Source organism: Brevundimonas sp. GW821-FHT02A10 (assembly GCF_059422025.1).
In genome coordinates this window covers 452,286-475,796 of record NZ_JBWKWC010000001.1, presented here as the reverse complement: position 1 = coordinate 475,796, position 23,511 = coordinate 452,286, and the positions used below count along the sequence as shown (strand labels likewise).

18 protein-coding genes are annotated in these 23,511 nt (G+C 67.8%); 9 read left to right on the top strand and 9 right to left on the bottom strand.

The window, feature by feature from the left end; all coding sequences use genetic code 11:
• Nucleotides 1–109: 109 nt before the first annotated feature.
• Nucleotides 110–694, bottom strand: a complete 585-nt coding sequence (gene folE / locus AC07U0_RS02005) for a GTP cyclohydrolase I FolE (protein ID WP_494718358.1) — start codon at nucleotides 692–694, stop codon at nucleotides 110–112.
• 107 nt (nucleotides 695–801) lie between these two features.
• On the opposite strand from folE, the gene fliQ reads away from it, so the two are divergent.
• The 5 genes from fliQ (at nucleotide 802) to AC07U0_RS01980 (ending at nucleotide 6,995) form a co-directional block, all read left to right on the top strand.
• The gene (gene fliQ / locus AC07U0_RS02000) at nucleotides 802–1,065 is read left to right on the top strand and encodes a flagellar biosynthesis protein FliQ (RefSeq protein ID WP_494718357.1); all 264 of its coding nucleotides are present in this window, start codon (nucleotides 802–804) and stop codon (nucleotides 1,063–1,065) included.
• 7 nt (nucleotides 1,066–1,072) lie between these two features.
• Nucleotides 1,073–1,855 carry a flagellar biosynthetic protein FliR gene (fliR, locus tag AC07U0_RS01995; RefSeq protein WP_494718356.1) on the top strand — a complete coding sequence of 261 codons (783 nt, stop codon included), beginning with the start codon at nucleotides 1,073–1,075 and terminating at the stop codon, nucleotides 1,853–1,855.
• Nucleotides 1,848–2,927, top strand: coding sequence for a flagellar biosynthesis protein FlhB (gene flhB / locus AC07U0_RS01990; protein WP_494718355.1), 1,080 nt, complete (start codon nucleotides 1,848–1,850; stop codon nucleotides 2,925–2,927). Before fliR ends, flhB begins: the two co-directional genes overlap by 8 nt.
• A gap of 46 nt (nucleotides 2,928–2,973) precedes the next feature.
• Nucleotides 2,974–5,064 (top strand): cell cycle histidine kinase CckA, encoded by a 2,091-nt coding sequence (gene cckA / locus AC07U0_RS01985; RefSeq protein ID WP_494718354.1) that lies wholly within the window; start codon nucleotides 2,974–2,976, stop codon nucleotides 5,062–5,064.
• Nucleotides 5,065–5,168: 104 nt separating this feature from the next.
• Nucleotides 5,169–6,995 carry a DUF885 domain-containing protein gene (locus AC07U0_RS01980; protein ID WP_494718353.1) on the top strand — a complete coding sequence of 609 codons (1,827 nt, stop codon included), beginning with the start codon at nucleotides 5,169–5,171 and terminating at the stop codon, nucleotides 6,993–6,995.
• A 20-nt stretch (nucleotides 6,996–7,015) separates the two neighbouring features.
• Here the strand turns inward: AC07U0_RS01980 and AC07U0_RS01975 are convergent, their stop codons facing one another.
• A complete protein-coding gene (locus AC07U0_RS01975) occupies nucleotides 7,016–7,936 on the bottom strand; it encodes a LysR substrate-binding domain-containing protein (protein ID WP_494718352.1) in 921 nt (306 codons plus the stop codon).
• Between the two features lie 323 nt (nucleotides 7,937–8,259).
• Between AC07U0_RS01975 and AC07U0_RS01970 the strand changes: the two genes are divergently transcribed.
• The gene (locus AC07U0_RS01970; RefSeq protein WP_494718351.1) at nucleotides 8,260–10,110 is read left to right on the top strand and encodes a DUF885 domain-containing protein; all 1,851 of its coding nucleotides are present in this window, start codon (nucleotides 8,260–8,262) and stop codon (nucleotides 10,108–10,110) included.
• A gap of 3 nt (nucleotides 10,111–10,113) precedes the next feature.
• On the opposite strand, the gene AC07U0_RS01965 is transcribed toward AC07U0_RS01970, so the two are convergent.
• From AC07U0_RS01965 to AC07U0_RS01955, 3 genes are read right to left on the bottom strand one after another with little or no spacing between them, the layout of a single operon-like run.
• Nucleotides 10,114–11,025 (bottom strand): NAD(P)/FAD-dependent oxidoreductase, encoded by a 912-nt coding sequence (locus tag AC07U0_RS01965; protein ID WP_494718350.1) that lies wholly within the window; start codon nucleotides 11,023–11,025, stop codon nucleotides 10,114–10,116.
• Nucleotides 11,026–11,032: 7 nt separating this feature from the next.
• On the bottom strand, nucleotides 11,033–11,245 hold the full coding sequence (locus AC07U0_RS01960) for a hypervirulence associated TUDOR domain-containing protein (RefSeq protein ID WP_494718349.1): 213 nt from the start codon (nucleotides 11,243–11,245) through the stop codon (nucleotides 11,033–11,035).
• Complete coding sequence (locus tag AC07U0_RS01955; RefSeq protein WP_494718348.1) at nucleotides 11,242–11,376, bottom strand: hypothetical protein; 135 nt, start codon at nucleotides 11,374–11,376, stop codon at nucleotides 11,242–11,244. The genes AC07U0_RS01960 and AC07U0_RS01955 overlap by 4 nt, the downstream gene beginning before the upstream one ends.
• Before the next feature lie 191 nt (nucleotides 11,377–11,567).
• Here AC07U0_RS01955 and AC07U0_RS01950 point away from each other — a divergent pair, with 191 nt between their 5' ends.
• The 3 genes from AC07U0_RS01950 to AC07U0_RS01940 all read left to right on the top strand — a co-directional run bounded on the left by AC07U0_RS01950 (nucleotide 11,568) and on the right by AC07U0_RS01940 (nucleotide 14,202).
• Nucleotides 11,568–12,788 carry an NADP-dependent isocitrate dehydrogenase gene (locus tag AC07U0_RS01950; RefSeq protein WP_492946999.1) on the top strand — a complete coding sequence of 407 codons (1,221 nt, stop codon included), beginning with the start codon at nucleotides 11,568–11,570 and terminating at the stop codon, nucleotides 12,786–12,788.
• Between the two features lie 159 nt (nucleotides 12,789–12,947).
• Entirely contained in the window at nucleotides 12,948–13,592 is a 645-nt protein-coding gene (locus AC07U0_RS01945; RefSeq protein WP_494718347.1) for a DUF2939 domain-containing protein, read from the top strand.
• A gap of 52 nt (nucleotides 13,593–13,644) precedes the next feature.
• Nucleotides 13,645–14,202 carry a DUF2939 domain-containing protein gene (locus tag AC07U0_RS01940; RefSeq protein ID WP_494718346.1) on the top strand — a complete coding sequence of 186 codons (558 nt, stop codon included), beginning with the start codon at nucleotides 13,645–13,647 and terminating at the stop codon, nucleotides 14,200–14,202.
• Nucleotides 14,203–14,236: 34 nt separating this feature from the next.
• Here AC07U0_RS01940 and AC07U0_RS01935 read toward each other — a convergent pair whose 3' ends face one another.
• From AC07U0_RS01935 to AC07U0_RS01920, 4 genes are all read right to left on the bottom strand, one after another.
• The gene (locus AC07U0_RS01935; protein WP_494718345.1) at nucleotides 14,237–16,039 is read right to left on the bottom strand and encodes a DUF885 domain-containing protein; all 1,803 of its coding nucleotides are present in this window, start codon (nucleotides 16,037–16,039) and stop codon (nucleotides 14,237–14,239) included.
• A gap of 68 nt (nucleotides 16,040–16,107) precedes the next feature.
• Nucleotides 16,108–17,400, bottom strand: a complete 1,293-nt coding sequence (locus AC07U0_RS01930) for an ammonium transporter (protein ID WP_494719175.1) — start codon at nucleotides 17,398–17,400, stop codon at nucleotides 16,108–16,110.
• Nucleotides 17,401–17,481: 81 nt separating this feature from the next.
• Complete coding sequence (gene gltB, locus AC07U0_RS01925; protein ID WP_494718344.1) at nucleotides 17,482–21,999, bottom strand: glutamate synthase large subunit; 4,518 nt, start codon at nucleotides 21,997–21,999, stop codon at nucleotides 17,482–17,484.
• Entirely contained in the window at nucleotides 21,996–23,426 is a 1,431-nt protein-coding gene (locus tag AC07U0_RS01920) for an NAD(P)-dependent oxidoreductase (RefSeq protein WP_494718343.1), read from the bottom strand. Before AC07U0_RS01920 ends, gltB begins: the two co-directional genes overlap by 4 nt.
• Nucleotides 23,427–23,511: the final 85 nt, after the last annotated feature.

Here is a 23,511-nt window from a genome sequence, read left to right as displayed (position 1 = left end):
CTTCGAGCCTGTTCGAGCAAGGGTCGGACCATCGGCTACAGCGACGGTTGCAATGGCCGGGCGTTCAACTTCGAGGGCGTGACATTTGACTTAGGGGACGGCGCCGCCGTCACCGGGTCAGGCGCAGAAACTCCTCGCGGGTGCGGGGGTCGTCCTTGACCACGCCCAGCAGGGCGCTGGTGGTCAGTTTGGCGCCGGGGACATTGACGCCGCGCAGGGTCATGCAGCTGTGCTCGGCCTCGATGACCACGCCGACGCCCTGGGGCCGCAGCACCTCCTCGATGGCGGTGGCGATTTCGGCGGTCATCTTCTCCTGGATCTGCAGCCGCTTGGCGTAGCCGCGCACGACCCGCGCCAGTTTGGAGATGCCCACGACGCGGTCGGTCGGCAGATAGCCGACATGGGCCACGCCCACGACCGGCAGCATGTGGTGCTCGCAGAAGCTGACGAAGCGGATGTCCTTCAGCACGACCAGCTGGTTATAGCCGCCGACCTCTTCGAAGGTTCGTTCCAGATAAGCGCGCGGATCGCTCTCATAGCCCTGAAACAGCTCCTTGTAGCTGCGGGCCACGCGCGCAGGGGTGTCCAGCAGCCCCTCGCGGTCGGGATCGTCGCCCGCCCATTTGATCAGGGTGCGAACGGCGGCTTCGGCTTCTTCGGGAGAGACGGAGTGATCGTGGGGCGTATCGGTCATCGAGGGGATATAGCCGTCGAAAGTCTGAAGGGGGAGGGGGACTTTGCTAACCCGCCGTTAACCATGGTCCCGGCATTTTCTGCCCAGTATCGGGAGCGTAGAGATTTATGAACGGCGCTGAAGTTCTGGACGTGGGCCGCGACGCCCTGTGGCTGACGATTCAGCTGTGCGCCCCCGTGCTCATCGTCGGCCTGATCGTCGGCGTCGGCATCGGCCTGTTCCAGGCCCTGACGCAGATTCAGGAACAGACCCTGGTCTATGCGCCCAAGATCATCGCCATCTTTGTCTCCCTGCTGCTGTTCCTGCCGCTGATGGGCGCCCTGCTGGGTGGCTTCATGCGCACCATCGCCGCCCGCATCGCCGGGATGTAGCGAGGACGTGGAGCCTTACGCCACCGCCGATCAGGTCTGGGCCGGCGGGCTGATCTTCGCCCGCATCGGCGCCCTGCTGCTGACCATGCCCGGCATCGGCGAAAGCTATGTGCCGCCACGCATCCGGCTGGCCCTGGCCCTGCTGGTCTCGCTGGTGCTGTGGCCGATCGTGGCGGGCAGTCTGCCGGCCCTGCCGGCGACCGTGGGCGGGGTGTTCGGCTGGGTCATTCGCGAGGTCGTGACCGGCCTGATGATCGGCACCATGCTGCGCATCTTCACATCGTCGCTGTCGACGGCGGGCGAGATCATCTCCCTGCAGACCACGCTCAGCTTCGCCCAGACCGCCAACCCCCTGTCGGGCCAGCAGAACACCACCGTCGCCTCCTTCCTGATGCTGTTCGGCACGGTGCTGGTGTTCGCCACCAACACCCATCACCTGTTCATCGCCGGCATCGTCGGGTCCTATGAGCTGATCGCCCCGGCCAAGCCTTTGATCGTCGCCGACTTCGCCCAGATGGCGGTGCGCACCGTCGGCGACAGCTTCATGCTGGGCGTCCAGCTGGCGGCGCCGGTGATCGTCTTCGCCCTTATCTTCAACCTGGCCTCGGGCCTGGTCGCCCGGGTCATGCCGGCCTTCCAGGTCTATTTCGCCGCGGCGCCGCTGAGCGTCATCCTGGGTCTGTCCATCTTCGCCCTGTCCTTGGGCGTGCTGGGCACTGTGTTCATCGACCGCTTCCGCGCCCTGGCGTCGGTATTCGCGGCTGGAGCGGGAGGAGCGGCCGGTGGCTGAAGACTCCGATCCCGACTCCAAGACAGAAGACGCCACCCCACGAAAACTCGAGGAGGCGCGACGCAAGGGTGACGTCGCCAAATCTCCCGACGTCGCCCAGACCCTGAGCCTGATGGGCGCCTCCGCCGTGGTGATTTTCGGCGGCGGCTATTTCGCCAGCAAGATGGCGGAGTCCTTCGTCCCCTTCATCGCCTCGCCCCACGCCATGCTCGGCATCCTGGAATCCGGCTCGGGCGCCCAGATCGGGATCACGGCGATGTGGGCCGTGGGACCCTTCCTCGGAGCGGTCATGCTGGCCACCATCCTGGGCGGCGTCGGCGGCAATGTCGGCCAGATGGGCGGCCTGATTTTCAGCCCCGACAAGCTGGCGCCCAAATGGGACAAGGTCAGCCCGATGGCCGGGTTCAAACGGCTGTTCGGCCCGGACAACTTCATGCATTTCGGCCAGACCCTGGCCAAGCTGATCGCTGTCGGCGTGATCTGCTGGATGGTGCTCAAGCCGCATATGCGCGAGTTCGAGAACCTGGCGGCGATGAGCCCCCTGGCCATCCTGCCCCTGACCCGCGACCTGGCGGTGGCCCTTCTGGCCTCGGCCCTGGTCTTCATGGGTGCGGCGGCGGGCGCGGACTTCATCTGGCAGAAGCTGCGCTTCGCCAAGAAGATGCGGATGACCAAGGAAGAGCTGAAGGAAGACTACAAGCAGACCGAGGGCGACCCGCACGTCAAGGCCAAGCTCAAGCAGATCCGCATGCAAAAGAGCCGCCAGCGGATGATGGCCAATGTGCCCAAGGCCACCGTCATCGTGACCAACCCGACCCACTATTCGGTGGCCCTGCGCTACGAGCCCGATCAGGGCGACGCGGCCCCCGTCTGCGTGGCCAAGGGCGTTGATGCGCTCGCTCTGCGTATCCGGGAGGTGGCGAAGGAGCACAAGGTGCCGATCGTCGAGAATGTGCCCCTGGCCCGGGCCCTCTATGCCGCCGTCGACGTCGACGAGACCATCCCGCGCGAACATTTCGAGGCCGCCGCCAAGGTCATCGGATTCGTCATGCAGAAGCGGAAGAAGCGCTGATCGCGTTTCCGCGTATGCTCAGGACTCTGATTCGTCGCGGGGTCGCATGACCGCAGTCACACCGGGTTTGCCAAAGCTCCAGAAAGCCGGCCTCAGGAAGGGGCGCGGCGTCGATCTGTTGATGATCGTGATGTCGGTCGGTTTCGCCATGGCCATCGCCGCCCTGGCCTGGCCAGCGTTCCGGGCCGGGCCGACCACGACGCCCAGCATGATCCTGCTGCTGACGGTTTCGGCCGTGGCCCTGATCGGCCTGTTCGCCTTCGGCCGGGTCGACGCCAAGCGCCCTGCCGGCGACGTGGCGGTCGAGATGCTGGACGCCATGGCCGAGCCCGCCGCCCTCGTCTGGGCCGGAGGTCAGGTGCTGGCCTATAACGGCGCCTGGGCCTCGCATAACGGCGCGACCGTGGCCCTGCCGAAAGGCAAGTCGGCCCAGGCCCTCTACATGGCCTTCGCCCAAGCCCGAAAAGGCGAGCAGGGCCGGGCCATCGTCCGTCTGGGCGAGCGCGAGATCGAGGTCCTGATCGGTCTGGCCGGCGAGGGGCGTTTCCTGGTGCGCGAGGCGCCCGAGGCCGCACTGACCCACACCACCTCCGCGCCGCGCCCCTATGTCGCCGCCAAGGGCGAGGGCCGGGCCATGGCCGCCGGGGCCCCGTTCGGCTCGGCCGTGATTGCGGGTGACGATATCTTCGCCGGCCGGGCGGAAGAGCCCAATCCGGCCCTGTCGGTCCTGACCGGCCCGAATGCCGCCGGCGACGCCGCCTTCGGCCATCTGTTCGAACCCGGCGGCGTGGGCGAGGCCCGCAAACGTCTGGCCGACGGTTCGACCGGGCCGATCGAGCTGGTCGCCCGCGCCTTCCCCGACAAGATGCTGCACCTCTATGTCGCCCCCGAGGGCGACAAGCGGCGCATCTGGCTGTTCGACGTCTCGGCCCAGAAGTCGATGGAGCTGCAGCTGTCGCAGGCCCAGAAGATGCAGGCAGTGGGGCAACTGGCCGGGGGCGTGGCCCACGACTTCAACAACCTGCTGACCGCCATCCAGCTGCAACTGAGCGGCCTGCTGGAGCGCCACCCGGTCGGCGACCCGTCCTATGAAGGCCTGAACGAGATCCGCCAGACGGCGATCCGCGCGGCCGATCTGGTGCGCAAGCTGCTGGCCTTCTCGCGCAAGTCGACAGTGCGGCGCGAGCGGCTGGATCTGGGCGAGCTGGTCTCGGAGTTCACCGTCCTGCTGCGTCGTCTGCTGCGCGAGGACGTGCGGCTGGAGACCGACTACGGCCGCGACCTGCCGGTGGTCCTGGCCGACAAGTCCCAGCTGGAGACGGCGGTCATGAATCTGGCCGTCAACGCCCGCGACGCCATGCGCGGCGTGGTCGCCCCGGGCGCCGGCGTGGTAACGATCAAGACCCAGCGCCTGACGGTCGAGGAGGCGCGTCTGCTGGGCTGGCGTGATGCCCCCGCCAACGAACAGGCCGGCGGCGAGATCGCCCTGATCGAGGTCTCCGACACCGGCCCCGGCGTGCCGCCCGAATTGCTGGACAAGATCTTCGAGCCCTTCTTCACGACCAAGGCGGTCAACGAAGGCACGGGCATGGGTCTGGCCACCGTCTACGGCATCGTCCAGCAGGCCGGCGGCCATATCGGCGTGGCCAATATCGAGGGGGCCGGCGCCGCCTTCCGTATCTTCCTGCCCGCCGCCACGCCCGAGGAGCTGGTCGAGGCCGCCCCCGTGGTGGTCAAGGTCAAGGCCGCGCCGCGCGACCTGTCCGGGGCCGGCCGCATCCTGTTCGTCGAGGACGAGGCCGCGGTGCGCGGCATCGCCGCCCGCCTGCTGCGCCAGCGCGGCTATGAGGTGATCGAGGCCGCCGACGGCGAGGAGGCCCTGGGCCTGGCCGAGGAATGGGCCGGCCAGATCGACATGATGATCTCCGACGTCATCATGCCCGGCCTTGATGGTCCGTCCCTGCTCAAGAAGGCGCGGCCCTATCTGGGCGACGCCCCGGTGATGTTCATCTCGGGCTATGCCGAGAGCGACTTCTCCGACCTGCTGCAGGACGAGAAGGGCGTGTCCTTCCTGCCCAAGCCGCTGGACATCAAGACCCTGGCGGAACGGGTGAAGCAGGAGCTGCACGCGGACTGATCGCGGGCGCTAACCCGAGGGCGGTCCTGTGTGACCGTTCCTTAACTTGCCCGCCCGTCAGGGCGGCGCATAGGGTCCCGGCGCACTCGCTTTCGGAGTTTCCCATGATCGACCGCCGTCGCCTTCTCGCCGCCGCATCCGCCGGAGCCGCGCTCGCCGCCGGCGGCAAGGCCTTCGCCCTTTCCGGAGACGCCGCTTCGTCCAAGGCAGCCTTGGCCGACTACATGGACAAGACCTTCGAGGCCGAGGTCGACGCCTCGCCCGAGACGGCGACCGGTCTGGGGCTCGACACCGGCGCCCGGGCCCCGCTGAAGTCGCGGCTGACGATCCCCACGCTTGAGGAAGAAGAACGTCAACGCGCCGCGACCCGCAAGGAGCGCGCCGATCTCGACCGGCTGGATCGCGCCTCGATGGATGTCCAGGACGGCATCTATTACGACACTATCGCCGCCAATCTGGATGCGGTCATCGCGACCTACAGTATCCCGTACGGTCAGGGAGGCTGGCCCAATCCCTACCGTGTCAGCCAGGGCGGAGGGGCCTATCAGGGCACAGCCGATTTCCTCGACAACCAGCATACGATCGAGACAGCCGCCGACGCCGAGGCCTATGTCGCTCGCGTGGACGCCTTCGCCGATGTCCTGACCGCCGAGACCGAGCGGATGCTGGAAGATTTCGGCCGTGGCGTCGTGCCGCCGGACTTCATCCTCGCCAAGACGATCGGCCTGCAGGAAGGCATGCTGGGAACGGCGGCGAACGAGTCGACCCTGGTCGGATCCATCGTGCGACGGACGCGCGAGAAGTCGATCCCCGGCGAGTGGGGGCCGCGCGTCGAAAAACTGGTCACCGAGCGGGTCTATCCCGCCCTGCAACGCCAGAACGACGCACTGAAGGCGAAACTGCCGACGGCCAGTCACGAGGCCTCGGTTTCACGTCTGCCGCAAGGCGAGCAGTACTACGCCAACAGCCTGCATTACATCACCACGACCCGCCTGACCGCCGACGAAATCCATCGGGTCGGGCTGGAGCAGGTCGCCGATCTCACCGCCCGCTCGGACGTGTTGTTGAAGGCGCAGGGGTTCACCCAGGGGACGGTCGGCGAGCGCATCGCCGCCCTGACCAAGGATCCGGCCAATGTCTATGCCAACACCGACGCCGCCAAGGTCGAGCTGGTCGCCCATCTGAACACCCAGATGGCGGCGATGCAGGCCTTGCTGCCCAACGCGTTCGGCAGGCTTCCCAAGGCCTCCGTCCAGATCAAGCGCGTGCCCCCGGAAATCCAGGAAGGCGCGTCGCAGGGTTATTACAACGCGCCGAGCCTCGATGGCTCGCGGCCGGGCATCTACTGGATCAACCTGACCGACACGGCGAACTGGCCCAAATTCGGCCTGCCGACCCTGACCTATCACGAGGCGATTCCGGGTCACCATCTGCAGATTTCGCTGCAGCAGGAGAGCGGATCGGCGCCCCGGCTGATGAACACGCTCTTCTTTTCCAGCTACGCCGAAGGCTGGGGGCTGTACGCCGAACAGCTCGCCGACGAACTTGGCGCCTATGCCAACGACCCGCTGGGCCAGGTCGGTTTCTACCAGAGCCTGCTGTTCCGCGCCGTCCGGCTGGTGGTCGATACCGGGATCCACTCCAAGGGCTGGAGCCGCGAACAGGCCATCCGCTATTTCATCGAGAACACCGGCCGGGCGACGGGCGGGGCGACGTCGGAGGTCGAGCGTTATTGCGCCTGGCCCGGTCAGGCCTGCGCCTACAAGGTCGGGCACAACGAATGGGTCCGTCTGCGCGAAAAGGCCAAGGCCACTCTGGGCCCCCGGTTTGACATCAAGGGCTTCCACGACACGGCCCTGGCCGGCGGCGGCATGCCCCTGACGGTGCTGGAACGGGTCGTCGACAACTGGGTCGCGACCCAACGGGCCTGATCCGCGGCGCCTGATCGGATCTAGCGGCCGACCCCGGTCAAGGCCGAGGTGATGGCCGGATCGTCCGCCGCCGCCTTCAACAGCCACTCGCGGAAGCGCACGATCTTGGGCGAGCGCCGACGGTCGGCGGGCCAGCAGATCCAGTAGCCTGGGCTCAGCTCAACCATCTGGGAAAAGGGCTGGATCAGCATCCCGGCGGCGATCTCGCGCGCATAGAGGATGGGGGAGGCGAGGGCCACGCCCTGACCGCCCAGCGCCGCATTGACCTCCAGCGCCTGGAAGTCGGCGCGCAGCCTCACGGCAGGATGGGCCACGCCCTCGACCCCGGCCTCGGCGAACCAGGCGCCCCATTCCTTTTCCTCGCCGATACGCGGCGCGGCGATCAGGTCGGCGGGGGTGCGCAGGTTCAGCTTTTCGCACAAGGCGGGCGTGCACAGCGGGGTGAAGACGCTCGGCATCAGCAGTGCCGTCTCCAGTCCGGGCCAGGAGCCTGTGCCCGAGCGGATGGCGATGTCGACGTTCTCGCGCGTCAGGTCCATCAGGGCGGAAGAGGTGTCGACGCGCACGGCCAGACCCGGGTTGGCGATCTGGAACTCGCCCAGCCGCTGGGCCAGCCACTGGCTGGCGAGGGTGGCGAGGGTGGTGATCGACAACACCCCCTGATCGGCGTCGGTCAGGTCGTTCAGGGCGCGGCGCAGCAGCAGCATGGCCTCGGTCGCGGCGCGCGCCAGCCGTTCACCGGGCTCGGTCGGGGCGACCTCGCGCGGCAGGCGGCGGAACAGGCTCATGCCGAGCCGGCTCTCCAGCGCCTTGATCTGCCAGCTGACCGCGGCCTGGGTCATGCCCAGCTCTTCGGCGGCGCGGGTGAAGCTCTTCAGGCGCGCCGCCGCCTCGAACACGCGGATGGAGGCGAGCGGAATTCCGGAAAGGGGATCAGACATAAGCCCGCCTTGTAGTGGACGCGCATAATCCGGTTTGTGGGCCAGCGCCGTCAAGCCCAACCTGTGCGTCTCGATGAACCGCAGCACAGGAGGCTGTTATGGAAGAGATGTACCGCACGCATAAGGAGCCTGTATGGGGTTGGGTCGCCGTAGCGGCCGACCTGATTGCCCAGGCGCGACAGGACCGCGCCGCGGCGAAGGCCGGACGGTCGCGCCCGGTCGGAGCCGTTCCCGCACGCTGACCGAACGGGAAAATCGGCGGCGCCGTCTTGCGGCGGGCTTCGGCTTGGGGGCCAATGCGCGTCCCTGAACGGAGACGTCCCATGATCGACCGCCGCCGCCTGCTCCAGACCGCCGTCGCCGCCGGGGCCTTCGCGCCCGTCGTCGGATCGCTGGGCGCCTGCGCCGCCGAGGGGGCGGGGCCGTCTTCGGCCGCTGACGCCCTGGTCGCGGAGATCGGCGAGACCTCGGTGGACGTCAATCCGGCCCTGGCGACCAATCTCGGTCTCGACACCGGCGCCCGCGCCGCGCTCAAGGGCCAGTTCTCGCCCAAGGGCGCCGAGGGCCGCGCCGCCGCCATCGCCCGCAATGACGCCTGGGTTTCGAAGATCCGCGCCATCGACGCCTCGAAACTGACCGGCCAGAGCGCCGCCAGCTTCGGCGTGGTCAAGTTCCAGGCCGAGACCCTCGATACCGCCAAGGGCTTCGGCTACGGCGATTTCGGCTTCGTCGACGCCTCGGCCTACCCGATCCAGCCCTATACGATCAGCCAGTTGACCGGGACCTATCAGTTCGTCCCGGACTTCCTCGACACCCAGCATTCCATCGAGACCACAGCGGACGCCGAGGCCTATCTGTCGCGCCTGTCGGCCATGGCGACGACCATGGATCAGGAAACCGCCTCCAGCCGCGCCGACGCCGCCAAGGGGGTGATCCCGCCCGACTTCATCATCAGGAAGGCCCTGATCCAGATGACGGCCCTGCGCTCGGCCGCACCGGCCGAGGCGGGCCTGACCACCAGTCTGTCGCGCCGGGCGAAGGAGAAGGGTCTGGCCGGGGACTGGGACGCCCGCGCCGCCGCCCTCGTCGAGCAGCAGGTCTATCCGGCCCTCGATCGCCAGATCGCCCTGATGAATGAGCTGCTGCCGAAGGCGAAGTCTGACGCGGGCATCTGGGGCCTGCCCGACGGCCCGGCCTATTACGCCGCCGCCCTGAAGCTGATGACCACCACGGACCTGACGCCGGACGCCATCCACGAGATGGGGCTGGAGCAGTCCAAGGATATCCTGTCGCGCATGGACGCCATCCTGAAGGCGCAGGGTCTGACCGAAGGCACGGTCGGCCAGCGCATGGCCGCGCTCGGCAAGGATCCGAAGCACCTCTATCCGAACACCGACGCCGGCAAGGCCCAGGTCCTGATCGATCTGAACGCCCAGATCGTCGCCATGAAGGCTCGTCTGCCCGAATATTTCGGTCGACTGCCCAAGGCCGATGTCGAGGTGCGGCGCGTGCCGGTGGCCATCGAGGCCGGCGCGCCGGGCGGCTATGCGGTGTCGCCATCGCTGGATGGCTCGCGCCCTGGCGCCTATTACATCAACCTGCGCGACACGGCCGAATGGCCGAAATACACCCTGCCGACCCTGACCTATCACGAGGCCATTCCGGGTCACCATCTGCAGGGCACGCTGGCGGTCGAGAACACCGGCCTGCCGCTGATCTCCAAAGCCCTGTTCTTCTCGGCTCATGGCGAGGGCTGGGCCCTGTATTCGGAACAGCTCGCCGACGAGATGGGGGTCTATGCGAACGATCCGTTCGGGGAGCTGGGCTATCTGCAGAGCCTGTTGTTCCGCGCCTCGCGTCTGGTCGCCGACACCGGCCTGCACCACAAGCGGTGGAGCCGCGAACAGGCGATCCGCTACATGGTCGACACCGGCGGCGACGAGGAGAGCGGCATCGCCACCGAGGTCGAACGCTACTGCGTCTGGCCGGGTCAGGCCTGCAGCTACAAGATCGGCCACACGGAGTGGGTGCGCCTGCGCGAGGACGCCAAGACGACTCTGGGCGACAAGTTCGACATCAAGGGCTTCCACGACACGGCGCTGGGCGTCGGCGGGGTGCCGATCGCGGTGCTCCAGACCGTGGTCGCCGACTGGGTGAAGTCGAAACAGGCCTGATTGTCAGACGGTCAGTCCATCGGCCTCGCGCAGGGCGTTGTGGATGGCGGTGGCGGCGACGGCCGCTTCCGCCGTGGCCACCGCGATCTGGTTCAGACCCCGCACCACGTCGCCGGCGGCGTAGAAGCCCGGGACGGTGGTCCGCTGATGGCTGTCGACGACCAGACGTCCGTCGTCGCCGGTCAGGGCGCCGAGGCCTTCCGCCAGTGAGGCGTTGGCCGAGGTCCCGAGCGCCGAGTAGACGAGATCGAAGGCCGTCCGATGCCCGCCGAAGCTGAAGGCCGTGACCCGGTCGTCCTCCAGATGCACCTGTTCGATCGCCGTTTCGACGAGGGCGATCCCGAGCCGGTCCAGAGCGGCGCGCTCGGTCAGGATGTCGGGGGCTCCGATGTGGATCAGGGTGACGCGGTCGGTGTAGGTGCGGATGAAGGCGGCCTCGCGCACACCCATGTCGCTGTCACCGATCACAGCGACGGCCTTGCCGGTCGCCTCATAGCCGTCGCAAATCGGACAGATGCGGACCAGCGCGCGCCGCACCGCATCCTCAACGCCCGGCAGGTCGGGATGGTGGTCGACGACGCCGGTGGCCAGAAGCACGGCGCGCACCGCGATGTCGCGCCCGTTCAGACGCGCGATGAAGCCACCTTCGACTGCGGTGAGGCTTTCGACCGAGCCGGCCTCGACGACGGCGCCGTATTCCTCGGCCTGTTCGCGCAGCCGCGACAGGATGGCGGCCCCGGTGATGCCCGCCGGAAAGCCCGGCATGTTGTGGCTGACGGGGATCCAGCAGGCGCGGGGCTGGCCCGCGTCCGCGACCAGAACCCTGCGCAGGAACCGCGCCAGATAGGTCGCCGCCGTCAGCCCCGCGGGGCCGGCGCCGATGATCAGGACTTCGGGGGCGGCGGGCCGGGGCAAGCGCCGCTCAACCCTTGCGCAGTTCGGAGGGTTTGTGGGCCGCCCGGGCGCCGGTCTTGCCGCTCTCGACCAGATACTCGGGGTTCTCCGGCGAGGCCGCGACCTTGTGGTCCTTGATCTTCATGGGCTTGGTCAGCTTGCGGACGACCTTGCCGATCGTCGTCCCCTGGCTGTGATCCCATTTGACCGTGTCGCCGGCCTTGAAGCTCTTTTCGGTCACGGCGGATCCTCCTCGGCTCGGGCCTGATGTTCAGCGAGCACCAGTCGCATCAGTTCCACGTCCACCAGCGGCGGCGCCTCCAGGAATGTCAGTATCCATTGGTCGATCAGTCTTTCGGCTTCCTGGCTCACTCTGCCCCTCGATGAGTCATGACGCCCTTCCGGCAGAGGTAAGCCGTGCGAACGGCGCCGGTTCAGCTTCACCGTGAGCGACTTTTTGAGGGCAGGGTTAACCGGTGGCAGGCCCCCCTTTGCGTGTGGGGCTTCAGGTGGCTATACCGCCGCCAACCCATTCTCCTTCCCAAACGTCAGAGGCGCTCCGCATGGCCAAGATCAAGGTCGCAAACCCCATCGTCGATATCGACGGCGACGAAATGACCCGCATCATCTGGCAGTGGATCAAGGACAAGCTGGTCTTCCCGTTCCTGGATCTGGAGCTGGACTACTACGACCTGGGCATGGAGCACCGCGACGCCACCGACGACCAGGTGACGATCGACGCCGCCCACGCCATCCAGAAGCACGGCGTCGGCGTGAAGTGCGCCACCATCACCCCCGATGAGGCCCGGGTGAAGGAATTCGGCCTGAAGAAGATGTGGAAGTCGCCGAACGGCACCATCCGCAACATCCTAGGCGGCGTGGTCTTCCGCGAGCCGATCATCTGCTCGAACGTGCCGCGTCTGGTTCCGGGCTGGACCCAGCCGATCGTCGTCGGCCGTCACGCCTTCGGCGACCAGTACAAGGCCACCGACTTCCTGTTCCCCGGCAAGGGCACCCTGTCGATCAAGTTCGTCGGTGAAGACGGCGCCGTGATCGAACACGAGGTCTATCAGGCGCCGGGCGCCGGCGTCGCCATGGGCATGTACAACCTCGACGCCTCGATCCGCGACTTCGCCCACGCCTCGTTCGGCTATGGCCTGAAGCGCAACTATCCGGTCTATCTGTCGACCAAGAACACGATCCTGAAAGCCTATGACGGCCGCTTCAAGGACATCTTCCAGGAAGTGTTCGACGCCGAATACGCCGACAAGTTCAAGGCTGCCGGCCTGACCTACGAACACCGTCTGATCGACGACATGGTCGCGGCTGCGATCAAGTGGTCGGGCGGCTTCGTCTGGGCGTGCAAAAACTACGACGGCGACGTGCAGTCGGACGTCGTGGCGCAGGGCTTCGGCTCGCTGGGCCTGATGACCTCGGTCCTGATGACGCCGGACGGCAAGGTCCTGGAAACGGAAGCCGCCCACGGCACCGTGACCCGTCACTACCGCCAGCACCAGAAGGGCGAGGCCACCTCGACCAACTCGATCGCCTCGATCTTCGCCTGGACCCAGGGCTTCAAGCACCGCGCCAAGCTGGACGGCAATGCCGAGCTGGAACAGTTCGCCTCGACCCTGGAAAAGGTTGTCGTCGACACCGTCGAAGCCGGCTTCATGACCAAGGACCTGGCGCTGTTGGTCGGCGACCAACAGGGCTGGCTGACCACCGAGGGCTTCCTCGACAAGGTCGCCGAAAACCTGCGCGCCGAACTGCCCAACGTCGGCTGACAAGCCGCGCTTTCGGGCGCTCAGGTAGCGAGCCGCCGCGCGGCGAGTGTTAGCGCCCAACAAGAATGATGCGCCCGCAACGGCTTGACCGTTGCGGGCGTTGTCTTGAGCGCATAGCGTTAACGCCGAAGCCGTCGGGGGACGTGTGAGGGACAGGCCGTGAGCGACGAAACGTCCAAGGACGCCGACTATCAGCCGGTCTGGGCGCGCTCCCAGGCCCGCAAGGCCGCGTCGCGACGTGACCCGTCGTTCAAGCGGCTGATTCTGAACCTGATCGTCGTGGGCGTGATCGCCGCGGTCGTGGCCTTCTTCGTCGCCCCGGCCGTGGCCTTCTTCGGCATCCGCGCGGCCGCCCAGGCCGGGGATGTGCAGGGCCTCTCCAAACTGATCGATTACGACGCCGTGCGCGCGTCGCTGAGGCCCCAGGTGACGGGGCGCACCGAGCCGCTGACGCCGCCGCCGTCAATCCTGCAGGACCCGCTGGGCGCCATCCGCCGTCAGTTCGAACAGGCTGTGCCCCAGGTCGTTCCGAGCGCCCCGCCGGTCGACGCCTGGTTGGCGCCGCAGCCGTTGATCGCCCTGACCTCCGGCGCCGGTCGCGACGCTCTCACGGTGGCCGATAACCCCGCCGGCCAGACCGCTCAAGGCTGGCCCCGGCCGGTCTACTGGAGCGTCAACCGCGCGCGTCTGAGCATCGCCGACGACGCCCACGCCCCGACGATCTTCACCTTCGAGCGGCGAGGGCCGTTCGAGTGGAAACTGGTGCATATCGGCCTGCCGCCGGAAGGTTCCGTCGCGCCTTGATTACCCCTCGAAACCGTCCAGCCTGCGCCGCGTTGCGGTCCGAGGAGACCCAATGACCCGCAAGACCCAACTCGCCGTCCTCGGCGGCGTCCTTTTCCTCTTCTTCGCGGCCTGGTTAGCCTCGCCGTTGCTGGCCGTGCGCGGCCTGATCTCGGCGGCCAAGGCGGGCGATGAGGCGAAGCTGGAGCAGTTGGTCGACTTCCCGGCCTTCCGCACCAGTATGAAGGAAGAGCTGAACGCGAAGCTGGTGGAGCAGATGCGTTCCGACCTCGGTGACCGGGCGGGCGGTCTGGGCGGTCTGGGCATGATCCTGGCCCCGACCCTGATCAGCGGCGCGGTCGATGCCTTCGTCACCCCCCAGGCCGTCGCCGCCATGGTCCGTTCCGGCGAGGTGCCCAGCGCGAAGAGCGTGGCCCGCAACCGGGCCCATGTGCCGGACGAGCCGTCCAGCAAGGTCCATCAGAGCTACAGCTATCGCGGCCTCAACACCTTCGCGATCCGGCTGACCCGCGAGGACCAGCCGGACGAATATGTCGACCTGCTGATGGACCGCCGCAACGTCTTCGGCTGGAAGCTGGCGGCGATCGACCTGCCGAAGAAGTCCAGCTAGTCCCGCTCATCCCCGCGAAGGCGGGGACCCGGCGTTACTTCGCCTTCTGGGCCGCGATCCATTCGTCCATGCGCTGGTCCAGCAGGTCGAGCGGCAGGGGGCCGTCGACGAGCAGGGCGTCGTGGAAGTCGCGGACATTGAATTTCTGCCCCAGCTCGGTCTCGGCGCGGGTGCGGATGGCGCGCAGGCGGATCTCGCCGATCTTGTAGGCCAGGGCCTGACCCGGCCAGCCGATGTAGCGCTGCAGTTCGGTCTCGATGTTGTGCGGCGACAGGGCGGAGTTGTCGGTGAAACACTGCCGCGCCTGTTCGATCGTCCAGCCCATCCAGTGCATGCCGGTGTCGGCCACCAGACGGCAGGCGCGCCACATCTCGTAGGACAGCCTCCCGAACCGCTCTTCCGGCGTGCGATAGAAACCCATCTCCTCGCCGAGGAATTCAGAATACAGACCCCAGCCCTCGGTGAAGGCGGTGACGTCGACGTTGCGGCGGAAGTAAGGGCCTTGGGCCGCCTCCTGCTGTAGCGAGATCTGGATGTGGTGGCCGGGCACGGCCTCGTGCAGGGTCAGGGCCGGCAGCTCATAGAGCGGCCGCTGGTCCAGCTTGCCGGTGTTGACGATATAGCCGCCGGGCACGCCCTCGGCGAGCGAGCCGCCGTTGTAGCGGCCGGTCGTATAGGTGTCCTCGATGTCCAGCGGCACCGGCCGGACGTTGTAGGTCAGGCGCGGCAGGGTGCGGAACAGGGCCGGCAGGCCGCCGTCGGCCCGCTTGGCCATCTCCGACGCCTTCTCGATCATGTCCTCGCGCGAGGTCGCATAGAACTGAGGGTCCGTGCGCAGGTGCTGGAGAAAGCCGGCGAAGTCCCCGGTCCAGCCGGCGGCGCGCATCTCCATATCCATGCGGGCGCGAATGCGGGTCACCTCGTCGAGACCGATCTGGTGGATCTGCTCCGGCGTCAGGTCGGTGGTCGTGTAGGACCGGGCCTGGAAGGCGTAATAGTCCTTGCCGCCCGGTCGTGATCCGATGCCGACCTCGGCCGAGGCGGCGGGCAGGTAGTCGTCCTGGACGAAGGCCAGCCACTGGCGGCGGCGCGGGTTGATCTGGTCCGCCACGATGGCCGCCGCCCGCGCCTTCAGCGCCGTCTGGTCGGCCGCCGGGATCGAGGCGGGCAGGGCGGTGAAGGGCTTCAAAAGCGGGTCGGTCTCGGGCGTGAAGGCGACCTCGTTCCTCAGGGAGACGAGATAGCTCTCGGTCACCGACTTCGGCTGGGTGAAGCCGGTGGCGAGGCCGCGCCGGGCATTCTCCAGACTGTCGTCATAGAGTTTGGGCAAAGCCTCCAGACGGGCGATCCAGGCGTCGGCGTCGGCGCGATTGGTGATCCGTGTGGTGGAGGCGACATAGGCCATGTTCTGGCCAACCCCGCCCTCGGAGGTGAAGGCCAGACGGCCGCTATCGTAGCGGATCGCCTCGATGGCGCGCTTGAGCACCCAGATCAGGAAGTCGCGGTTCAGCCGATCGTCGGAGGCGAGGCCCTCGGTCTGGATAGCCTGGGCGCGGGCGAGGAAGGCTTCGAGCGGCGCCTGGGTGGCGACCTCGGCGGCGCGGGTGGCGTCGGGCAGTTTCGACTTGGCCGCCTGATCCCCCTCGAACCCGGCCGAGATCGGGTCATTGGCCTTGAGGAAGGCCTCATAGTCGGTGAGCAGGGTCGCGAGGGCCGGGTTGGGCGCCGGGGTCGCGACGGGCGCCGGAGTGGGCCTTGCAGCGGCTTGGGCGAAGGCCGCGCTCGCGGTGGTTGTGAGCAGCAGTGCGGCGATGCCGATGGCGACGCGAGTGTTCATGTGAAGGCCCCTTCCAGACGGCGCGCATGGGGCCGGATGGAAGGGGTTCAGTCAATGGGCGACGACCGTCAGCTGTGAATGCTTTCGCCGTGTTCGGAGTAGTCGAGACCCTCGACCTCGCCTTCCTTCGTGACGCGCAGGCCGACCGTGAATTTGCAGATCATCAGGACGACGAAGGTGCCCACCGCACTCCAGGCGATGGCCCCGCCCAGACCGATAGCCTGCTTCACGATTGAGGCACCTTCGGACAGCGGGTTGACAGCCGCCGAGGCGAAGACGCCGGTCAGCAGGGCGCCGACGATGCCGCCGATGCCGTGGATACCCCAAGCGTCGAGGCTGTCGTCATACTTGAGCGCATGCTTGAGCCAGACGGCGCCCGCATAGCAGGCCGGGCCCGCGATGACGCCGATGAAGAAGGCGCCCTTGGGATCGACGAAACCCGCCGCCGGGGTGATGGCGACCAGACCCGCGACGATGCCGGAGAGCAGACCCAGCAGGGTCGGCTTCTTCTTCTCGATCCATTCGATGGCCAGCCAGCCGAGTGAGGCGGCGGCGGCGGCGAGGATGGTGTTGAAACAGGCCGTGCCCGCCAGCGCGTCTGCGGCGCCCGCCGACCCCGCGTTGAAGCCCAGCCAGCCGACCAGCAGCAGGCCGGTGCCGATGGCGGTATAGGCGAGGTTGGCCGGAGCCATGTTGTCGCGACCGAAGCCGTGACGGGGCCCCAGCACCAGACAGCAGACCAGACCGGCGACACCGGCGTTGACGTGGACGACCGCGCCGCCGGCGAAGTCGAGCACGCCGAGCGAGCCCAGATAGCCGCCGCCCCAGACCTGATGGCAGATCGGCGCATAGACGATCAGGTGCCAGAGGCCGAAGAACAGCAAGCTGGCCGAAAACTTCATCCGCTCGGCGAAGGCGCCCGCGATCAGGGCCGGGGTGATGATGGCGAAGGTCATCTGGAAGCTGACGAACAGCAACTCTGGGATTCCGGGCAGGAGGCTGTGGGCGGTGGTCGAGGTGACGCCGTTCAGGAAGGCCGCCTGCAGCCCGCCGATATAGCCGTTGACCGCGTCCGGCCCCTTGCCGAAGGCGAGGCTGTAGCCGGCGATGAACCACAGCACCGAGACCACGGCGAAGGCCGCCGTCGACTGGGCGATGACGGAGATGATGTTCTTCTTGCGGACCATGCCGCCGTAGAAGAGGGCCAGACCCGGCAGGGTCATCATCAGGACGAGCGCCGTGGAGGTCAGCAGCCAGGCGCTGGCGCCCGAGTTCAGGTCGAGAACGACCTGATGCCCGAGCAGGGCGGGCGCCGCCGCTGAAGCCGGAGCGGCCGAGAGAGCGAGAAGCGCCGCCCCCATCAATGGAATTGAGGCGAGGCGGCGGATCAGGGTCATCGGCGGGGAGGCCTATCGACTAGAGAAAACAGGGAGGAATACGGATCATGCGGGCACCGCCTCCGCATGGTCAAGCTCGGCCTCCGCCTTGGCGACGGGCGTCGGAACGATCCGCACGAAGCGTGTGACGCTCTCGCCCCAGTTGGCGATCAGACGCTTGGCCAGGGGCGAACCCGTGGCCTTCACGTGAGCGCGGATCAGGGCCTCCAGACGGTCGGCGGCGGCCGGGGTCACGGCTGCGACCGAGGCCAGATCGCCGTTCAGGGCGAGGTCGATCTGGGCCCGATCCTGCAGCACGAACAGCTCGCCGCCGGACATGCCGGCCGCCAGGTTCCAGCCCACCGGGCCGAGGACCACGACGCGGCCGCCGGTCATATATTCGCAGCCGTGGGCGCCCAGGCCCTCGACCACGGCTTCCGCGCCCGAGTTGCGCACCGCGAACCGCTCGCCCGCCGACCCGGCGACGAACAGCCGGCCCGAGGTCGCGCCGTACAGGGTGGTGTTGCCGATGGCCGGTTGGTGCTCGCGGTATTCGACCGGCTTGACCACGATGTCGGCGCCGGACAGGCCCTTGCCGACATAGTCGTTGGCCTCGCCGGTCAGCTCGAGCTTCAGACCCTTGGCGCAGAAGGCGCCGAAGGACTGGCCGGCCGAACCCTGCAGCTTCAGGGTCAGGACGCCGGTCGGGCCGGTCGGGCCCCAACGCCTGACGATCGCCGAGGACACGCCCGCGCCGATGGTGCGCATGACGTTGGAGATCGGATAGCTGAGCTCGGAGGTCTGGCCTCGATCGAGGAAGGCCCAGGCGTCGTTGAGGACACGGGCGTCCAGGGTTTCCGGAACCGCCGCGCGGCCCTTCTCGGCCCACAGCTTCTTCTCGGGCGCCTCGACCCGGACCAGCAGGGGGTTGAGGTCGAGGTCGTCCAGATGGGCGCCGCCGCGACGCACCTGACGCAGCAGGTCGGTGCGGCCGACGATCTCGTCTAGGGTCCGGGCGCCCAGCATGGCCAGGTATTCGCGGACTTCCTCGGCGATGAAGCTGAACAGGTTGACGACCTTGTCCGCCGTGCCCGTGAACTTCTCGCGCAGGCGCGGATCCTGCGAACAGACGCCGACCGGGCAGGTGTTCGAATGGCACTGGCGCACCATCAGACAGCCCATGGCGATCAGGGACGCCGTGCCGATGTTGAACTCCTCGGCGCCGAGGATGGCGGCGATGACGATATCGCGGCCGGTGCGCATGCCACCGTCGGCGCGGACCACGACGTGGCTGCGCAGATTGTTGAGGCTGAGCACCTGATGGGTCTCGGCCAGGCCGATCTCCCACGGCAGACCTGCGTGCTTGATCGACGACTGGGGCGAGGCGCCGGTGCCGCCGTTGTGGCCGGCGATCAGGATGGCGTCGGCCTTGGCCTTGGCCACGCCCGAGGCGATGGCGCCGATGCCCGAGGCGGAGACCAGCTTGACCGTCACCCGGGCGTCCGGATTGATCGACTTCAGGTCGTAGATGAGCTGGGCCAGATCCTCGATCGAATAGATGTCGTGGTGCGGCGGCGGCGAGATCAGGGTCGTGCCGACGGTCGAGTGCCGCATCTTGGCGATGAATTCGGTGACCTTGAAGCCGGGCAACTGGCCGCCCTCGCCGGGCTTGGCGCCCTGGGCGATCTTGATCTCGATCTCGCGGCACTGGTTCAGATATTCGGCAGTGACGCCGAATCGGCCGGAAGCGATCTGCTTGACCGCCGAGTTCATGTTGTCGCCGTCCGCACGGGTCGCGTAGCGCTCCGGATCCTCACCGCCTTCGCCCGACACCGAGCGGGCGCCGATACGGTTCATGGCGACGTTCAGGACGCCGTGGGCCTCGGGCGACAGGGCGCCCAGCGACATGCCGGGCGTCAGGAAGCGCTTGCGAATCTCCGAAACGCTCTCGACCTCATAGACTGGCACGGGCGACAGGCCTTCGCGCCAGTCCAGCAGGTCCCGCGGGGCATTGTCGGGCTGGGCGCGGATGGCGTCGGTGTATTGCTTGAAGCGCTTGTAGTCGCCGCGGTTGCAGGCGTCCTGCAGCAGGTGGATCGTCTTCGCGTCGTGGGCGTGGGCTTCCTGACCCGCGCGGATGCGGAAGAAGCCGCCGATGGCCGGGGAGGGAACGGCCTCGGTCCAGGCCTGGGCGTGGCGGCGCAGGGCCTGCTGCTCCAGACCGGCCAGGCCGATGCCCGAGATGCGCGACGGGGCGCCGGGGAAGAACTCGGCGGTCAGGGCGCGCGACAGACCCAGCACCTCGAACTCGCAGCCGCCGCGATAGGCGGAGATGATCGAGATGCCCTTGCGGGCCAGGGTCTTCATCAGACCGGCCTCAAGGCCCGCCTTGTAGTTCAAACAGGCGTCGCGCAGCGACAGGCCGGGGTACATGCCGCGGTCCAGACGTTCCTGGAAAATCTCCTGGGCCAGCCAGGGGTTCACGGCCGTGGCCCCGACGCCGACGAGGACGGCGACGCCGTGCGGCTCCAGCGCTTCCGACGAGCGGACGACGATGGAGACGAAGCTGCGCAGTCCCTTGTCGGTCAGGCGCAGGTGAACCGCCGCTGTCGCCAGGATCATCGGGATGGTGATGCGCTCTTCCGAGGCGCGTTCGTCGGTCAGGACCACCAGAGCCGAACCTGACTTCACGGCCGCCTCGGCTTCGGACTGGATGCGGTCGATGGCGGCGCGCATCCCGGCGCCCGGGCGATCGCCCTCGGCCGGCAAGGGATAGGAGCAATCGATGGTCACGGTGGTGCCCGCGCCGACGACGCCCAGCATCCGCTCGTACATGCCGGTGGTCAGGATGGGGCTGTTCAGGACGAAGACGTTCGTCTGGGCCTCTTCCTCGGCGAGGATGTTGCCGAGGTTCTTGAACCGGGTCTTCAGACTCATGGCCCCGGCTTCACGCAGGGGGTCGATGGGCGGGTTGGTGACCTGTGAGAAGTTCTGGCGGAAGTAGTGGGCCAGCGGGCGCGGCAGGTCCGACAGCACCGCCGGCGGGGTGTCGTCACCCATGGAGCCGACCGCCTCCTTGCCGTCGCGGATCAGCGGATCCAGCAGCATGTCGAGATCTTCGCGGCTGTAGCCGGCGGCGATCTGGCGACGGGTCAGGGCCTCGCCGGTGGCGGCGCGCGGCTCGGGTCCGGGGCCGATGACCGGCTCCAGATCGATCATATTGTCCAGCCACTCCTGATAGGGGTGGGCGGCGGCCAGGGCGTCGATGGCCTCGGCCTCGTCGAGGATGGTTCCGGTCTTCAGATCGGCGACGATCATCCGGCCGGGGCCGATGGGCAGGCGGCGCGCGATCCGGGCCTCGGGCAGGCCGGCCAGACCGGCTTCCGAACCAGCCAGCAGCAGGCCGTCATGGGTGACCATGGCGCGCAGCGGACGCAGGCCGTTCCGGTCCTTGCCGCAGACGATGTAGCGGCCGTCGGTGGCGCAGATGGCGGCCGGGCCGTCCCACGGCTCCATGACCGCGTTGCAGTAGGCGTACAGCGCGCGGTGGTCGGCCTTCATCAGGCCCTCATCGCGGGCCCAGGCCTCGGGGATCAGCAGGGCCTTGGCCATCGGCGCCGGACGCCCGGCGCGGACCAGAACCTCGAAGACATTGTCCAGCGCGGCCGAGTCGGAGCCGCCGGCCTGAACGACCGGCTTCACGTCGCCGTCGTGGTCGCCGAAAGCCTGGGCCGTCATGCGGATCTCGTGCGACCGCATCCAGTTCAGGTTGCCCTTCAGCGTGTTGATCTCGCCGTTGTGGGCCAGCATCCGGAACGGCTGGGCCAGCCGCCATTCGGGGAAGGTGTTGGTCGAATAGCGCTGGTGGAAGATGGCGTAGGCCGACTGGAAGGTCGGATCCAGCAGATCGGGATAGAGCTGGTCCAGCAGCTCGGCGCGGACCATCCCCTTGTAGATCAGCGACCGCGCCGACAGGGAGCAGACGTAGAAGCCGGGCACGGCTTCGGCAGCGACCGCGTTCTCGATCCGGCGGCGGCAGAGATACAGCTCGCGCTCCAGATCCTCGCCGGCCTCGGGGTCGGCGAGGTGGGCGGGGGTGGCCAGCATGATCTGTTCGATCTCGGGCCGGGTCGCGCCGGCCTTGGAGCCGACGACCGACAGGTCGATCGGGGTCTGGCGCCAGCCATAGATATAGAAGCCGGCGCGCAGCACTTCGCTCTCGACGATGGCGCGGGCGCGGTCCTGGGCGCCCAGATCGGTGCGCGGCAGGAAGATCTGGCCGATGGCGATCGGGCCCGGACGCAGGGTCTGGCCGATCACGCGGACCTGTTCGGCGAAGAAGGCCTGGGGCGCCTCGACCATCAGGCCGGCGCCGTCGCCGGACAGGCCGTCGGGATCGACGGCGCCGCGGTGGGCGACGTTCTTCAGCGACTTGATCGCGTATTCCACGACCTCGCGGCGCGGCTTGCCGTCGATGGCGGCGACGAGGCCCACGCCGCAGGCGTCTTTCTCCGACGCGGGCTCATACGCATGGGCGTCGATCAGGCGCTGGCGGTCGGCGGTGTATTGGTCGAGCCAGGTCATGCGGCCTGCTCCTCAGTCTGGGTACGCAGATAACGGTCGATTTCGGCGGCGGCGTCCTGGCCATCGCGCACGGCCCACACGACCAGCGAGGCGCCGCGGACGGCGTCGCCGGCGGCGTAGACGCCGGGCAGGGAGGTGGCGAAGCCCGAGCGGGCGGTGGCCACGGTGTTCCACTCGGTCAGCGACAGTTCATTGTGGTGGGCGGCGAATTCCTCCGGCTCGAAGCCGAGGGCCTCGATGACCAGATCGGCCTGCAGGTCGAAGTCGCCGCCGGGGACGGCGACGATCTCGCGGCGCTTGCCGAATTCGGGTTCCGACAGGGCCATGCGGGCGGCGCGGACTGAGGAGACCGAGCCGTCGCGCGACATCAGGGCCTTTGGCGCGCCCAGCCATTCGAAGACGACGCCTTCCTCCTCGGCGTTCTGAACCTCACGGGCCGAGCCCGGCATGTTGTCGCGGTCGCGGCGGTACAGGCAGACGACGGACTCGGCGCCCTGACGAATGGCGGTGCGGACGCAGTCCATGGCGGTGTCGCCGCCGCCGATGACCACGACCTTTCGGCCCTTCGCATTGTGCCAGGTGTCGTTGTCGGTCTCGCCCAGATCGCGACGGTTCTGGTGGATGAGGAAGTCGAGCGCAGGGACGGTGTCGCCGGGGCCGCCGCCGGGAACCGACAGGGCGCGCGCCTGATAGACGCCCATGGCCAGAAGCACGGCGTCATGGCGCTCGCGCAGTTCGGCGAAGGTCACGTCGACGCCGACGTTGCAGTTCTGGACGAACTCGACGCCGCCTTCGATCAGGCGGTCGGTGCGGCGCTGGACGACGCGCTTCTCCAGCTTGAAGCCGGGGATGCCGTAGATCAGCAGGCCGCCGGGGCGGTCGTGACGGTCATAGACGGTGACGGCGTAGCCCGCGCTGCGCAGACGGTCGGCGGCGGCCAGACCGGCCGGGCCGGCGCCGACGATGCCGACAGACTGGCCGCGCTCATGGCTGGGGCGAATCGGTTCGACCCAGCCGTTGTCGAAGGCGGTGTCGCCGATGAAGGCCTCGACCGAGCCAATGGTCACGGCTTCCCAGCCGGACTGGTTCAGGGTGCAGGAACCCTCGCACAGGCGGTCCTGCGGACAGATGCGGCCGCAGATCTCGGGCATGGTCGAGGTGGCGGAAGCGATGCGCCAGGCCTCGCGCATCTCGTCCTCGGCTGACAGGCCGAGCCAGTCAGGAATGTTATTCTGCAGCGGGCACGCGTTCTGGCAGAAGGGTACGCCGCAGTCGGTGCAACGCCCGGCCTGGACCTCGATATTTTCGGTCGTCGGTTTGACGATGATCTCGCCAAAATCCTGCACGCGGACGGATGCTGTCGTCTTGGGAAGACGACGCGGTTGCACGACGAAGCCCTGCGGCCCGGATGTTCCTTTGTTCTGCATACGCGCATAAAGCCAAAAACAGGCTTTTCGGCAAATGATTTTCTCGAGAGTGGGGTTTTCGGACGGTGTTCGGCATGATCTTGCC